At 67.8% G+C, this 13,176-nt stretch carries 13 protein-coding genes and 1 tRNA gene; 3 read left to right on the forward strand and 11 right to left on the reverse strand.

What is annotated here, in order from left to right:
* Nucleotides 1-92 precede the first annotated feature (92 nt).
* The 6 genes from ACILRJ_RS07085 to ACILRJ_RS07110 are packed head-to-tail and all read right to left on the reverse strand — an operon-like array spanning nt 93 to nt 3,803.
* On the reverse strand, nt 93-533 hold the full coding sequence (locus ACILRJ_RS07085) for a molybdenum cofactor biosynthesis protein MoaE (protein ID WP_395681783.1): 441 nt from the start codon (nt 531-533) through the stop codon (nt 93-95).
* A complete protein-coding gene (locus ACILRJ_RS07090) occupies nt 530-769 on the reverse strand; it encodes a MoaD/ThiS family protein (RefSeq protein WP_395681785.1) in 240 nt (79 codons plus the stop codon). Before ACILRJ_RS07090 ends, ACILRJ_RS07085 begins: the two co-directional genes overlap by 4 nt.
* Nucleotides 766-1,290 (reverse strand): cyclic pyranopterin monophosphate synthase MoaC, encoded by a 525-nt coding sequence (gene moaC / locus ACILRJ_RS07095; protein WP_395681787.1) that lies wholly within the window; start codon nt 1,288-1,290, stop codon nt 766-768. The genes ACILRJ_RS07090 and moaC overlap by 4 nt, the downstream gene beginning before the upstream one ends.
* On the reverse strand, nt 1,262-2,305 hold the full coding sequence (gene moaA / locus ACILRJ_RS07100; protein WP_395681789.1) for a GTP 3',8-cyclase MoaA: 1,044 nt from the start codon (nt 2,303-2,305) through the stop codon (nt 1,262-1,264). Before moaA ends, moaC begins: the two co-directional genes overlap by 29 nt.
* The gene (locus ACILRJ_RS07105) at nt 2,305-3,063 is read right to left on the reverse strand and encodes an MBL fold metallo-hydrolase (RefSeq protein ID WP_395681791.1); all 759 of its coding nucleotides are present in this window, start codon (nt 3,061-3,063) and stop codon (nt 2,305-2,307) included. Before ACILRJ_RS07105 ends, moaA begins: the two co-directional genes overlap by 1 nt.
* Nucleotides 3,063-3,803 carry a 3-deoxy-D-manno-octulosonic acid kinase gene (locus ACILRJ_RS07110; protein WP_395681793.1) on the reverse strand — a complete coding sequence of 247 codons (741 nt, stop codon included), beginning with the start codon at nt 3,801-3,803 and terminating at the stop codon, nt 3,063-3,065. Before ACILRJ_RS07110 ends, ACILRJ_RS07105 begins: the two co-directional genes overlap by 1 nt.
* Before the next feature lie 71 nt (nt 3,804-3,874).
* On the opposite strand from ACILRJ_RS07110, the gene ACILRJ_RS07115 reads away from it, so the two are divergent.
* Complete coding sequence (locus tag ACILRJ_RS07115; RefSeq protein ID WP_395681795.1) at nt 3,875-4,948, forward strand: glycosyltransferase family 9 protein; 1,074 nt, start codon at nt 3,875-3,877, stop codon at nt 4,946-4,948.
* A 49-nt stretch (nt 4,949-4,997) separates the two neighbouring features.
* Here ACILRJ_RS07115 and ACILRJ_RS07120 read toward each other — a convergent pair whose 3' ends face one another.
* The 4 genes from ACILRJ_RS07120 to ACILRJ_RS07135 all read right to left on the reverse strand — a co-directional run bounded on the left by ACILRJ_RS07120 (nt 4,998) and on the right by ACILRJ_RS07135 (nt 9,080).
* Nucleotides 4,998-5,390: a DUF6165 family protein gene (locus ACILRJ_RS07120; RefSeq protein ID WP_395681797.1), complete on the reverse strand. Its 393-nt coding sequence runs from the start codon at nt 5,388-5,390 to the stop codon at nt 4,998-5,000.
* Between the two features lie 76 nt (nt 5,391-5,466).
* Nucleotides 5,467-5,557 (reverse strand) — tRNA-Ser (locus ACILRJ_RS07125).
* Nucleotides 5,558-5,660: 103 nt separating this feature from the next.
* Nucleotides 5,661-8,513 (reverse strand): protein kinase domain-containing protein, encoded by a 2,853-nt coding sequence (locus ACILRJ_RS07130; protein WP_395681799.1) that lies wholly within the window; start codon nt 8,511-8,513, stop codon nt 5,661-5,663.
* 6 nt (nt 8,514-8,519) lie between these two features.
* The gene (locus ACILRJ_RS07135) at nt 8,520-9,080 is read right to left on the reverse strand and encodes an ECF-type sigma factor (RefSeq protein ID WP_395681801.1); all 561 of its coding nucleotides are present in this window, start codon (nt 9,078-9,080) and stop codon (nt 8,520-8,522) included.
* An 86-nt stretch (nt 9,081-9,166) separates the two neighbouring features.
* Between ACILRJ_RS07135 and ACILRJ_RS07140 the strand changes: the two genes are divergently transcribed.
* Nucleotides 9,167-10,246: a hypothetical protein gene (locus ACILRJ_RS07140; protein ID WP_395681803.1), complete on the forward strand. Its 1,080-nt coding sequence runs from the start codon at nt 9,167-9,169 to the stop codon at nt 10,244-10,246.
* 134 nt (nt 10,247-10,380) lie between these two features.
* Nucleotides 10,381-11,094: a ParA family protein gene (locus tag ACILRJ_RS07145; protein WP_395681805.1), complete on the forward strand. Its 714-nt coding sequence runs from the start codon at nt 10,381-10,383 to the stop codon at nt 11,092-11,094.
* A gap of 128 nt (nt 11,095-11,222) precedes the next feature.
* On the opposite strand, the gene ACILRJ_RS07150 is transcribed toward ACILRJ_RS07145, so the two are convergent.
* The gene (locus ACILRJ_RS07150) at nt 11,223-13,136 is read right to left on the reverse strand and encodes an SUMF1/EgtB/PvdO family nonheme iron enzyme (protein ID WP_395681807.1); all 1,914 of its coding nucleotides are present in this window, start codon (nt 13,134-13,136) and stop codon (nt 11,223-11,225) included.
* Between the last annotated feature and the right edge of the window lie 40 nt (nt 13,137-13,176).

Below are 13,176 nucleotides of genomic sequence, written 5' to 3' on the forward strand. Positions count from 1 at the left end.
CGGAATGTAGCAGGGACGCATGGATCAATTCGAGGGATGCGGCAACAGAATTTTCGCGCGCGACGCGCAGTGCACGTCACGCTCCCGCCACCTCAGCCCGCAGGCGGAGACGCGGCTCCGCCCGGATGCAGCCAGCCGGATTCGCCGTCGGCGTAGTTCTCGTTCTTCCAGATCGGCACGCGCGCCTTCACTTCGTCGATGATCCAGCGGCATGCGTCAAACGCGGCAGCGCGATGGTCCGCGCTTACGGCGACCCACACCGCGAGGTCACCGACCACGAGGCGCCCGACGCGATGGATGCAACGTGCTTCACGCACGTCGAAGCGCGCGACTGCCTCGGCAAGGATTGCCTCGCCCTCGTTCGAGGCGAGCGCCGCATAGGCCTGGTAGTCGAGGCCATGCACGATGCGCCCGTCGTTGTGGTTGCGCACCCAACCCTCGAAGCTCGCATACGCACCGGCGGCGGCATGGTCGAGCGCGCCGCGTTCGCGCGCGACATCGATCGGCTCTTCACTCAGCGAGAAGCGCTTCATCCGCCGCTCACCGGTGGAATGAACACGACCTCGTCTCCATTCGCCAGCGCATGCTCCCAGCCGACGAACGCCCCGTTAACCGCGACGCGCAGGCGCTCGGACGCAAACGCGAACCCGTGCGCTGAGGCCACTTCGGCGTACAGCTCGCGCGGATTCGCGGCGGCGCTGGCGCGTGCCTCCGCCGCGCAGCCGGCGCGATCGGCGAGACTCGCGAAGTACAGCAGCCGGTAGTTCACTCGACCACCCTGCCCTTCTCCACACGACGCCGACCGCCGCGTTTGGCGAGCAGGCGCAGTTCGTCGATGACGATCTCGTGCGACAACGCCTTGCACATGTCGTATACCGTCAACGCGGCGACACTGGCGCCGGTCAGTGCCTCCATCTCGACCCCTGTCTTGTGGGTGAGCCCGACCGTGCAGCGGATGCGCAACTCCGTCTTCGTCGCGAACGCGATCTCGAAACGGCAGTTCTCGATCGGCAGCGGATGGCAGAACGGGATCAGTTCATGCGTCCGCTTGACCGCCATCGTGCCGGCAATGATCGCGGTATCGACCAGCGATCCCTTGGCCGAACGCAGATCCTGCGCGCGCAGCTGGCGCGCAACTGCGGGAGGAAAGCGCACGCGCACCTCGGCGGTCGCCTCGCGGCGCGTTGCGGCCTTGTCCGCGACATCGACCATGCGCGGGTGTCCGCTCTCGTCCACGTGGGTCAGTTGGGGTTTCGCCACGTCAGCCTCCGATGCTGTACATCTCGACATGTTCGCGCGGTGCCGCGGACATCCCGCTGCGGATCTCGCTGTAGCGGTCGTCGCGCGCATTCCACACCGCAGCGATCAGTCCGGCTAGTTCCGCGTCGCTTGCGCCCGCGCGCAACGGGCCGCGCAGGTCGCGGCCGGCATTCGCGAACAGGCAGGTGTAGAGCTTGCCGTCGGCGGACAGGCGCGCACGCGTGCAATCGCCGCAGAACGGCTCGGTTACCGAACTGATGAAGCCGATCTCGCCACCGCCGTCGGCAAACGCCCAGCGGCGCGCGACCTCACCGCCGTAATTCGGTGCCAGCTCATGCAACGGCCAGCGCGCGGCGATGCGCGCGCGCAGTTCCGCGCTCGGCACCACCAGGTCGCGCCGCCAATCGTTGCAGGTGCCGACATCCATGTACTCGATGAAGCGCACGACATGCCGACTGCCGCGGAAGTGTTCAAGCAGGTCGAGCACGTATCGGTCATTGGTGCCGCGCATGACGACGACATTGATCTTCAGCGGGCCGAAGCCGGCACGGTCGGCAGCGGTGATTGCAGCGAGCACGTCGGCGACTTCGCCCCGACCGCCGGACATCGCGCGAAACGTCTCCGGATCAAGCGTGTCGAGACTGAGCGTGATGCGCCCAAGGCCGGCGGCGCGCAGCGCATCGGCCTGCGCCGCGAGCAGGCTGCCGTTGGTCGTCATGGCGATGTCCTCGATGCCGGGCACGGCAGCGAGTTCGCGCACCAGCACGGGCAATTCCCGGCGCAAAAGCGGTTCGCCGCCGGTCAGTCGCAGCTTGCGCACCCCGAGACCGGCAAACACCGTCGCGAGGCGCTGGATCTCCTCGAAGCGCAGGCGCTGTGCCTTGGCGAGGAATTCATGGTCGCGCGGATACTGGTCCTCCGGCATGCAGTACGGGCACCGGAAATTGCAGCGATCGATGACCGAAATGCGCAGGTCGCGCAACGCACGCCCGTGCCGGTCGCGCGGCTCCGCCGTGTCGAGTCGAAGCGGGATCGGCGCACCCATCAGGCGACTCCGACCGGGGGCGCCAGCGGCGCCGCCAGTGCGACCACCTCGCCGCGCCGAGCGACGCGCAGACCGCGTCGTTCCATCGCGCGCGCGTCGCCTTCGCTGGCGTAGTGGTAGAGCATCAGCCGGTCGCGCAATCCGGCCGGATATTCGCGCTCGAGGTCGTCGAGTCCGGTATGCGATGGATTGCCGTGCAGGGCGCAGTCGTGCGCAACCAGCTCACCGTTCGCCGCGTACGCACCCAGCATTTCGGGAATCGGGCGCGTGTCGCCGGTCCAGACGAAGCTGCCGGCGAGCGCGATGCCGAACGACGTGCCCGGCGCATGGTGGCGCGTCGCAAACACGTCGAACCAGAGTCCGTCGCACCAGAATCCGCGTGACACCGGCACCAGTCGGAACGTGTCCCAGAAGTTCGCCCCGCCCTCGGCGAGCACCTCCGGGTAGTCGGCGACGCGCGCCTGTAGCAGCGGAATCAGGGCCGCATGCGCGTACAGGCGCACGTTGCCGCGCAGCGCCGCATCGAAATAGGTGCGATAAAACAGGCGTTCGAGTCCAGCCACGTGGTCCATGTGCGTGTGCGTGACGTAGATCGCCTGCGGCGGCGTGCCGTAGTGGTCGAGGTAGATCGACAGCGCTTCGGCGCCGCAGTCGATCATCAACAGCGGCGCGCCGTCGCGCTCGACCACCGCGCAGGCCGAACCGAGTTCCGGCGCTTGCGCGCTGCCCACACCGAGAAAGCGCAAGGACAACGTCATCACGAGGACTCCGGCGCGGCGAGCGCCTTCGCCGCCATCGCTTCGTGATAGGCGGCCAGCAGCGGATGCCAGAAACGCGCCTCGAAATCCTGCACGCGGTGCGCGCCCAGCTTGACCAGCGAACGATGCAGGCGCGCGAGGTTCGCCTGCTGCCAGGCGAGTTGTCCCTTACGCAGTCGTCCGCGATCGAAATCGATGAGGCTGATGCGATCCTGCGCATCGGCCAGGATATTGTGCGCGTTGAGGTCCGCATGCCAGGCGCCGAATGCGTGGAACCGTGCGATCGTGCGCCCGACACGCTGCGCGAGCACGGCATCCAGACGCCCCTGGGAAAGACGCGTCGCGAGCGTGTCCGCCTCGATGCGGCGCGTGAGCAGGTCGCCGCGATAGGCGAATCCGCTGCGCACATAACGTGCCGCAACCGGCAACGAAACGGGCAGCCCGCTGTCGGCGAGGCGGGCGAGGAGCCGGAACTCGCGGAACGCGCGCGTGCGTGCGGCACCCGACCACAGGTACGCATCCGCGCTCAGCCGGGCCGCCAGTCCGCCGCGGTGATAGTGGCGCAGCGCGCACGCACCGACCGGCGTGTCCACGAACACGACTCCGCCACGGCCACTGGCGACGCGGCCGAGCGGCGCCCACCGTGCGGCATCGAACCACTCGGGGCCGGGCGAGATGCCGAGGGCCGCATCGAACACGATCGCGCCGTCGGTCGTCGATTGAACTTGCGCCTGGACCATGCCTCTGCCAAGTTTCCGCCTTTGCGCCGGGGACTCCGTGCGCATCCACCTCCGATGGTAGCAAGCGCCGCATGGATCAAGTAGAAACGACGGGCACCGAACCCCGATCACTGTGCCTGTTGCGCACCTCCGCGATCGGCGACGTGACCCACGTCGTGCCGATCGTGCGTACCCTGCAGCAGCATTGGCCTTCCACGCGCCTTACCTGGCTGATCGGCAAGCTCGAGCACAAGCTGGTCGGCGACCTGCCTGGGGTCGAGTTCATCGTGTTCGACAAGCACGCCGGGCGCGCCGGCTCGCGTGCGGTGCGCGAAAAGCTCGGCGGGCGCCGCTTCGACGCGCTGTTGCACATGCAGGTGGCCCTGCGCTCGAACCTGCTCAGCCTGAGCGTCAAGGCGCCGCTGCGCATCGGTTACGACCGCGCGCGCTCGAAGGACCTGCATGGCCTGTTCGTGAATTGCCGCATACCGGCCCGGCGCGGCGAACACGTACTGGACGCCATGGCGAGCTTCCTCGAGCCGCTCGGGCTCAAGCAGACCAGCGTGCGCTGGGATATCCCGATTCCGGATGAGGCGCACGCGTTCGCCGAGCGTCATCTGCCCGGAACCGCTCCGACCCTGCTGGTCAGCCCGGTGTCGAGCCATCGCCTGCGCAACTGGCGGCCGGAGCACTACGCCGCCACGATGGACCACGCCGCGCTCGCACTCGACTGGCGCGTCGTGCTGTGCGGCGGCCCGAGCGCATTCGAGCGCGAATTCGCCGACGCGGTACTGGCGAAGATGAAATCGCGCCCGCTGGACCTCGTCGGCAAGGACACGCTCAAGCAACTGCTCGCCCTGCTCCAGCGCGCAAACCTCGTGCTCTGCCCGGACTCCGGCCCGATGCACATGGCCAATGCCGTCGGTACACCGGTGCTCGGCCTGCACGCCGCGAGCAACCCGGCGCGCTCGGGCCCGTATTCGGATCGACAATGGTGCGTCGACCGCTACGACGCAGCAGCACGAAAGTTCCGGCGCAAGCCGGCCGATGCACTCGCCTGGGGCACGAAGCTCGAGTATCCGGGTGTGATGGACCTGATTGGCGTCGCCGACGTGATCGAACGCCTCGAGGCGTTCGATGCGCGGCGGCGCGAAAGCGCCACGTGATCGCACCGTCGCGACCCACCCCACACCCGGGCGCGAAGCCGCCCGGGGCTCAGCGGTAGTCCTGGTAGGACTTTTCCTCGACCAGGGTCGAGCCGAGTTTTTCGTTGATCGCGCGCTTCACCGCGGCGCGCTCGTCATTGCGGAAGTAGACCGAACGCGCGAGTTCGATGAACTCGGCATCGAACGCCTTCGCCTTTTCCTTCACGCGGATGTGATCCTCGATCTCCCATAGCGCCTGGTTCACGGCGAGCAACTGCGCGCGCTCCGCGGCGATGTCGGTATGCGAGGCGGGATGCGCCGCCCACGTCGCGTTCAGCAGGTCGAGCTCGGTACGCACGTTGGCGAGCTTGGCGGCATCACGGATCCGGGCCGACTTGATCTCGAGGATGGTGATCTTGTCGATCAGCTCGCCGTAGGAAACGGGGGTCGAAATCGTGCTCATCGCGCATCTCCCGAAGACCGGCGCAGGAACGGGCGCCCGGAAACGACGAAGGGGCCGATGGCCCCTTCTGCAAAACTGGCGGAGAGGGTGGGATTCGAACCCACGTTACGGCATAACCGTAAACCGGATTTCGAATCCGGCGCATTCGACCACTCTGCCACCTCTCCGCTTACACGCCGCCCGGCGGTCGAACCGAGCGAGCCGCGCATGATACGTGGCAGGTTGGCCCAAGACAACCTTGCCCGGGCGATCCGCCGACTGGCCGCCCACTCAGCCGTGCCCTGCCCGCTGCAGGGCCTCGCGCGCAGCGCGGGTACGCGGATCGTCGGCACCCAGAAAGCGTTCACGAAGGGCAGCCGCCTCGCCGAGCAGGCGCAGCCCCTCCGCCCGATCCCCCGGGCGCGCGATCAGCAGTTTGCCGAGGTCATAGCGCACATCCGCTGCGAGGGGATGCTCGGCATTCGGCAGGTAGCCCGCATACGACGCCAGCGCGGCGCGCAGCTCCGGGATCGCGCCGTCGACATCGCCCGCATCGCGCAAGGCGAGGCCGAGGCCATCGTGGACCATCGCGACGTACCGGGAACCTTCTTCGTTCTTCGATCGCACCGCCTTCAGCGCCTGGCGTTGCAGGGGCACCGCCGCGCGCGCGTCGCCGCGCAGGCGGTTCAACTCGCCGAGCCGATAGGTGGTCATGAATGTTTCCATCTCGCCCGCCTTTTCCTTCTGCTCCTGCGCATGGACCTCGTTGATTTCCTTCGCCGCCAGCTCGAAGTCGCCGCGCTGCATGTGGATGATGGCCAGGTTGCCGAGCGCGATGCGCGCGCCCTGGAACTCGCGTCCATACTTCTTCTCGAAGATGTCCAGCGCCTCGCGTTCGGCGCGTTCGCCCGCGTCGAGGTCTCCGGCGGCGACGAGCGTCAGGCCATAATTGATGTCGGTCCCGGCGATGGCAGGATTGTCGTTGCCGAGCTTCGCGCGCTGCGCCGCGAGTACGCGCTCCAGCTCGACGCGCGCCTTCGCGTATTCACCGCGGTGATGGTGGGCAAGACCGACATCACGCCGGACCGCCATCGTCAACGGGTGGTTGTCGCCGAGGACTTTTTCGTACGTGGCGAGGGCCAGCAGATCGACTTGCAGCGCTTCCGCATAGCGCGATCTGGCTTGCATCGCCATCGCCATGTTCATGCGTGCGCGGGCGACATCAAGGTCATCGGGGTCCGCATTGAGCGACGCCACCGTTTCCGCCTCGCTGAAGTACGCGATCGCGGCATTGATGTCCGACAAGCCCCAGGCGGAACCACCGGATGTCATCAACGCCTCGAACAGGGTATCGGTCATGTCACCCACGCTGCGCGCCAATCCGAGTTCGGCCTGCGCGTAGCGTCGGGCCTCATCGAACCTGCGCAGGCCGATCGCGGTGGTGGCTTGTGCATGCAGCGCCCTGGCGCGATCGACCGGCGCAGCTTCCAGCGCGACCATGCGCGCACTCGCATCCATCGCCAGCGGCGCGGCCTCCTTGAAGTCGCCGTTGCCGGCCAGGGTCTCCGCTCGCGCGGCTTCGACACGCGCGAATGCCAATGCCTGCGACGGATCATCGGCGAGTACTTTCGCCGCCGCCCCCTGCAGCGCGTTCGCGCGATCGAACGCACCGAGTTGGTAGTAGAGGCGTCCGAGGGTCGCTTCGATCTCGGCCTTCTGGGTCGCGTCCATGTCCGCGCGTTCGATGCGCCCGGCACCCCGGTCGACCAGTTCGCGTGCACTGATGTCGCGTCCCTTTGCTTCGTGCGGATCGACCGCAGTGAACAATCCGTAGAGGAAATCCTTGACCGCGAGCGTCGTCTGTGCGGCGCGCTCCTTTTCGCGTGCCTGGCTGACCACCGCCAAGCCACTGCCGAGCAGGGTCAACAGCATCGCGGCCGCTGCACCGAGCGGCAACCAGTGACGCCGCACGAACATGCGCAGGAGGTAGCGCTTGCTGCCACCGCTGACCGGCCGCCCCTCGACATACCGGCGCAGGTCCGCGGCGAGTGCCGCCACCGATGGATAACGTTCCTCGGGCGCCTTCGCCAGCGCGCGCCGCACGATACGGTCAAGATCCCCCCGCAAGCCGCGCCGCAAGGACAGCTTTGTCGCGCCGCGCGCCTCGGCGATCGCTTCCGCCGCATCGGCGTCGTCGCGGTCGAGCGCGCGTTGCAGCGTCTCGGGCCCATCCTCGACGACCGCCTTCGACCAACTCACGGAACCCTCTTCGGCGCGCGCGTACGGCAGGTGAGCGCTGCACAACTCGTACACCAGCACGCCGATCGCATACACGTCGGTCGCGGTGGTGATCGCGTCGCCGAGCACCTGCTCGGGGGCTGCATATTGAGGCGTCATCATGCGCGACTGTGTCGCGGCATGGCGATCGCCGACGTCCGGATCGATCAGCTTGGCGATGCCGAAGTCGAGCAGCTTCGCTTCGCCTTCCGCCGTGACCAGGATGTTCGACGGCTTGATGTCGCGATGCACGACCAGGTTGCGATGGGCGTACTCGATCGCCGAACAGACCTGCAGGGCCAACCGCAATCGCGCGCGCAAGCCGAGCCTGTGCTGGTCGCAGTAGCGCACGATCGGTTCGCCCTCTACGTATTCGAGGGTGAAATATGGCGTCCCGTCCGGGGCGACACCCCCATCGTGCAATTGGGCGATATGCGGGTGGACCAGTCGTGCGAGCAGGCTGCGTTCGCGCAGGAACCCCGCCTTCGCCTCCTCGCCGAGGGTGTCGTTGCGCACCAGCTTGAGTGCGACCCGTTGCGTGAACTCCGCGTCCTCGCGCTCGGCGAGGAACACGCTGCCCATGCCGCCCTCGCCGACCAGGCGCAGCAGGCGATACGCACCGATCCGCTGGCCGATCAGATGGGCCGACGAGCCAACGCCATGCAGGCTCCGCAACACCCCGGCCGCGCCGTCGTCGAGGATGTCGGGCGCTCTCGGCTGCGCCGCGAGCAAGGCGCGCGCCTCGGCGAGCGACTCGCCATCCCCGGCACATTGCGCGACGAGCCACGCATCGCGCTCATGCGCGGGCATCGCCTGCGCATCATGGAACAGCTGCTTAATACGCAGCCAGCGCGCCGTGGTGTCCATCGTCACCTACTCCGCATTCCCCATCGCGCGCCGCAGCCACGCGCGCGCGAGCTCCCAATCGTGGCGCACGGTGCGCTCGTGGCGTCCGATCTCGTCGGCAATCTGCTGGAACGTGAGGCCGGCGAAGAAGTGCCACTCGACGATGTTCGCAAGGTCGGGATCGCGCTTGGCCAGGAGGGTCAGCGCCGAATCCAGTTCGAGCGTCTGTTCCGCGGTCGTCGCACCGAGGCCGCAGGTGTCGATCCCCGTGTGCGCGACGCCACCGCCGCGCTTGGCACGGCTGCGATGACGCGCGTGATCGACCGTGATCTGGCGCATCGCGCGCGCGGCGAGCGCGAAGAAATGCGAGCGATTCTGGATTCGGTCGACATGGCCGGCCTCGAGCTTGAGGTACAGCTCGGACACCAGCGCAGTCGGCGACATCGTCGAACCCTGCGCCAGCGCGCTCTGCCGCCGCGCGCAGCGCTTGAGTTCGTCGTAGACCAGCGCATAGGCCGCATCCTGAGCGGCCGCGTCACCCGAGTTCGCGGCATTCAGCAGCTCGGTCAGCGCGGGTCCGCCAGGCATCCCGTAGTCCCCTTGATCGATCGTCCACGCCCGGATTCCGGTGCGGTCGACGTATTAACCCAGCGGTATACCACCGGAGAAGGCGCATGTCCGCTTCAACCCGTCCATCAGCCTGTCCCGGAACGTCGCTTCGGAACGGGACCGCGCCTGCCCTTGCCCTGATCCTGTCGTTCACTGCCGTCGATGCCACGGCACACGACTTCTGCGTGTCGACCGCCGCGCAATTGCAGAACGCGCTCGATGCCGTGTCCGACGGCGGCGCCTACGTCGACGAGCAGAGCCTCATCAGGATCGTTCAAGGCACCTACCTGACCGGCAGCGCGACCTCGAACGGGCCGTTTTTTTCCAACGCCTCCACCAGCACCGCCCAGCTGACGATCTACGGCGGCTACTCGGCCGGCTGCAGCGGCGACCGTCACCCCGCTTCCAGCACGATCCTCGACGGCCATGGCGCCAACGGCGTGATGATCCTGCGCCGCCCGAACGGCAAGATCGCGGTCACCCACCTGACCTTCCAGAATGGCCACGGCGATCTCGGTGCCGGCCTGCAGATCAACCATCTCGCCACCGTCAATGCTCCGGTCGACATCGACAGCGTGATCATCCGCAACAACCATGCGACGGCCGACGCCGGCGGCCTGTACGCCTCGGGCGCAAGTGCGTCGCCCTACAACTCGATCTACGTCGAGAACGTCCTGATCGCCGACAACAGCACCGACTCCGACTACGGCGGGGCCTATCTGACCGGATACGGATACTCGGTGCATGTCGGCCACAGCACGATCTCGCGCAACACCTCGCCCGCGGGCACGACCGGCGGTTTGTATTGCGGTGGCAACAATACCTGCGGTGTCTACGACACGATCGCCTGGAACAACACCAACGTCGGCCTCTACATGGACACGACCAATTCGCTCGTGTGCGACGACTACGGCACCAGCGGCGGCATTCCGCCGGGCTACGAATCGGGCAACCTGTCCGTTCCTCCGCAATTCGTCGATGCCGCAGCCGGTGACTACCACCTGGGCGCAGCCTCGCCCCTGTTCGGGCTATGCGGCGGCGAACCGTTCGGGCGCGACCTCGACGACCATGCCTACCCCGGCAGTGGCGGCACCGACGTGGGCGCCTACGAGGACACCATCTTTGTCGACGGAGCCGACGGCTGACCGGGTCGCCGCGTGGTTGGCGAGCCAAGGCGCAAAACCCTGCCGAATCCGCGACTAACGTCGCGAAATTGACACGCAACATCAGATAGCGTCCACTCCGGCCCGGGCGCCTTGCCCGCGGGTGGAAAGCCGCCATGTTCCGTATCCTGGTCGCCAACAGCAAAGGCGGTTGCGGCAAGACCACGCTGACCACGACGCTGGCCGGGTACTACGCGCGCAGCGGCAAGCGCACCACCCTGGTCGATTGCGATCCGCAGGGGTCCTCGCTCGCCTGGTGCGGCCTGCGCGCCTCGCACCTCGCACCGCTGCATGCGCTCGCCAGCAACGACCCCACCTACGGGCTCACGGCCGGCTGGCTGCTGCGCATCCCTGCGGCGACCGAAGTCCTCATGATCGATACGCCCGCCGGCCTGCGCGCGCACGAGTTCGAACGTTTCGTGCGCCACGCCGACGTCGTGCTGGTGCCGGTCGTGCCGTCGCCGATCGACCTGCGCGCGACGCTGGCTTTCCTCGACGTGGTACGCAAGCTCGCCGAGGTGCGCAGCGGTCGCGTACGCGTCGCACTGATCGCGAACCGCCTGCGCGAGCGCACGAACTCGGCCAAGCAGCTCGATTCCACCCTCGACCGCCTGACCGAAGCGGCAATGATCCGCGTGCGCGACTCGCAGGCCTACGTCGGCCTCGCCGACAGCGGCCGCTGCATTTTCGACGACGACAGCAGCACTTCGCGCGCGCATCGCGAGGACTGGAGTCCGCTGCTGCAGTGGCTCGACAAGCGTGCCGCCGACCAGTTGCCGCGCGGCAATGTCACGCCGTTGCCGACCTCGGCGCAGCGGGTCGGCAACTAGTCCCACACCCGAGCCATCCGCGAACTCAAACCGCTTGCGTTGAAGCCGCAGCCATACGCAGTCCGCACCGGCGCCGCGGCCGAACGCCAGGCTGCACTGAAGTCGTGACATGCCCGAAAATCCGGGCATCAAAGCCCGCGCGCGATCCTGAATCCCACGCGCGCGCTGCGCGTGTCGCTGCGGGCGGCGAGGCGGAACGCCGAGCGCACCTGGTCAGGATCGCTGCCCCACGAACCGCCGCGGACGACGTGGCGTTCGCAGCCGGGGTTGATCCATGCGCTGCTGTCGCGCGGCGCACGCGTGTAGTTGTCGTGCCAGCAATCGTCGACCCATTCCGACACGTTGCCTTCCATGTCGAACAGTCCGAAGCGATCAGGCGGGAACGAACGCACCGGCGCCGGCCCCCAGTAGCCATCACTGTAGCGCGGGAACGCGCTGGTCCAGCTGCGCTTGCTCGGCGAGCGGTCGCCCTCGCCGGTGAAGTTGCCGACGACCCGGTCGGGATCGCCATCGCCCCAGGTGAAGCGCGCCGTCGAGCCCGCACGCAACGCGTATTCGAACTCCGCTTCGGTCGGCAGGCGGTACGCCTTGCCGGTGCGCGCCGACAGCCAGCCTACATAGGCCTGCGCGTCGTTCCATGACACATTGATCACCGGCAGGTTGTCCTTCGCGCGTTCGCCGCGGTAGTCGTTGCGCCAGTCCATGCCGCGGCGGTCGGAGATGCGCCCGGAAACCTCTTCGTACACGCTGCCCGATCCCGCTTTCTCGGCATCGCTGACGTATTTCGTCGCCGCGACGAATTCGCGGAACTGACCCACGCTGACTTCGGTCTGGCCAATCGCGTAGCCGTTGCTGATGCGCACGCGCCGTTGAGGCTCCTCGCTGTCCTGATGGCCGGCCTCGTCGGCCGGCGAACCCATGACGAACGTGCCGGTCGGCACCACCACGACCGGCGGCGCGCTGCCCACGACGTCGAGGAAGCGGTCGCGGATCACCTGCCCCGGCGCGAAACTCGCGTACAGGCGCGCATTGCGCAAGCGCAGGTTGAATTCGTCGATGCCGGCGAGGTCGGCGCTGATGCCCTGCGCTTTCTTCGCCAGTTGCTCGGCGAGATCCGCATTGCCGGAGTCGAGCGCGGAGCGCGCCTGCGCCAGCACGGTTTCGGCGCGCTGGCGGCGGATGCCTTCGACGCGCGCGCGCGTCTCCAGCAGGGCCGGCGAGCCGGGGCGGATCGCCGACGCCTCGCCGAGCGTCGCGTCCGCGCCGGCGAAATCGTCCTGCGCTGCCTGTGCCAGCGCGCGATCGAGCGAACCGCGTTCGATCGTCGCGAGGCCGGCATCGGCGAGACGGTTGCCGGGGTCGAGCTTCATCACCGCGCGGTACACCGCCAATGCGTTGTCGTCGCCGCTCCCGCGCAGATGGCCGCTCTTCACGAGGGTCGCCGCCTTCGCCAACATCGGCAACACATCATGCAGGGTCTTCGCGCGCGCGCGCAGCTCGGCCATCTGATCGTCCGCATGCGGAAGTTCGGCATAGACCGCGAGATACCGCTGTACTGCCGCCTCGTCACCGCGGTCGATCGCGGCGAGCGCCCAGTCGTGCACGGCACCGGCTATGCGTTCGAGCGCGGTCTCCGCCTCGACGTTGTGCGGCGCCGCCACGAGCACCTGGCGATACAGCGCGATCGCATCCTTCGACTCGAATAGCGCGCCCTTTTCCTCCGCGCTGCGGGCGCGCTTGAGGAGGGCAGTCACTTCCTTGCTGGTCGCGATCGGCGGCCCCATGCGCACCGCATCGACGTACGAGGTGCCTACTTCGCCTTCGTTCGGCAGCGTGGGCACGCTGGTTGTCGCTGGCCGCACGGCAGACCAGGTCGGTGGTGTGCCGGCGTAGGGTCCCTGCTGGCCCGCCGCGACCGGCTCCGGGGGCTGCATGTGCAGGATGCCCGGGAAAAACCGGTACAGCAGCGCAAACGCGATCAACGCGATGCCGGCGGCTCCGCCGAGGGTGTGCTGCTTGCGTGCGACTTCGGGACCGGGCATCGTGCCGTGATTATCGACGCTCGTCGCCGCGCGGTGAAGC

The organism is Dokdonella sp. (genome assembly GCF_044227025.1).
GTDB lineage: Bacteria > Pseudomonadota > Gammaproteobacteria > Xanthomonadales > Rhodanobacteraceae > Dokdonella_A.

Bases quoted from the DNA above. Each gene is read 5' to 3' on its own strand.
- ACILRJ_RS07115 (WP_395681795.1), top strand. From the start codon at position 3,875: ATGGATCAAGTAGAAACGACGGGCACCGAACCCCGATCACTGTGCCTG.
- ACILRJ_RS07110 (WP_395681793.1), bottom strand. From the start codon at position 3,803: ATGGTCCAGGCGCAAGTTCAATCGACGACCGACGGCGCGATCGTGTTC.
- ACILRJ_RS07135 (WP_395681801.1), bottom strand. From the start codon at position 9,080: ATGCCTGGCGGACCCGCGCTGACCGAGCTGCTGAATGCCGCGAACTCG.
- ACILRJ_RS07130 (WP_395681799.1), bottom strand. From the start codon at position 8,513: ATGGACACCACGGCGCGCTGGCTGCGTATTAAGCAGCTGTTCCATGAT.
- ACILRJ_RS07120 (WP_395681797.1), bottom strand. From the start codon at position 5,390: ATGAGCACGATTTCGACCCCCGTTTCCTACGGCGAGCTGATCGACAAG.
- ACILRJ_RS07150 (WP_395681807.1), bottom strand. From the start codon at position 13,136: ATGCCCGGTCCCGAAGTCGCACGCAAGCAGCACACCCTCGGCGGAGCC.
- ACILRJ_RS07140 (WP_395681803.1), top strand. From the start codon at position 9,167: ATGTCCGCTTCAACCCGTCCATCAGCCTGTCCCGGAACGTCGCTTCGG.
- ACILRJ_RS07085 (WP_395681783.1), bottom strand. From the start codon at position 533: ATGAAGCGCTTCTCGCTGAGTGAAGAGCCGATCGATGTCGCGCGCGAA.
- moaC (WP_395681787.1), bottom strand. From the start codon at position 1,290: ATGTCGAGATGTACAGCATCGGAGGCTGACGTGGCGAAACCCCAACTG.
- moaA (WP_395681789.1), bottom strand. From the start codon at position 2,305: ATGGGTGCGCCGATCCCGCTTCGACTCGACACGGCGGAGCCGCGCGAC.
- ACILRJ_RS07105 (WP_395681791.1), bottom strand. From the start codon at position 3,063: ATGACGTTGTCCTTGCGCTTTCTCGGTGTGGGCAGCGCGCAAGCGCCG.
- ACILRJ_RS07145 (WP_395681805.1), top strand. From the start codon at position 10,381: ATGTTCCGTATCCTGGTCGCCAACAGCAAAGGCGGTTGCGGCAAGACC.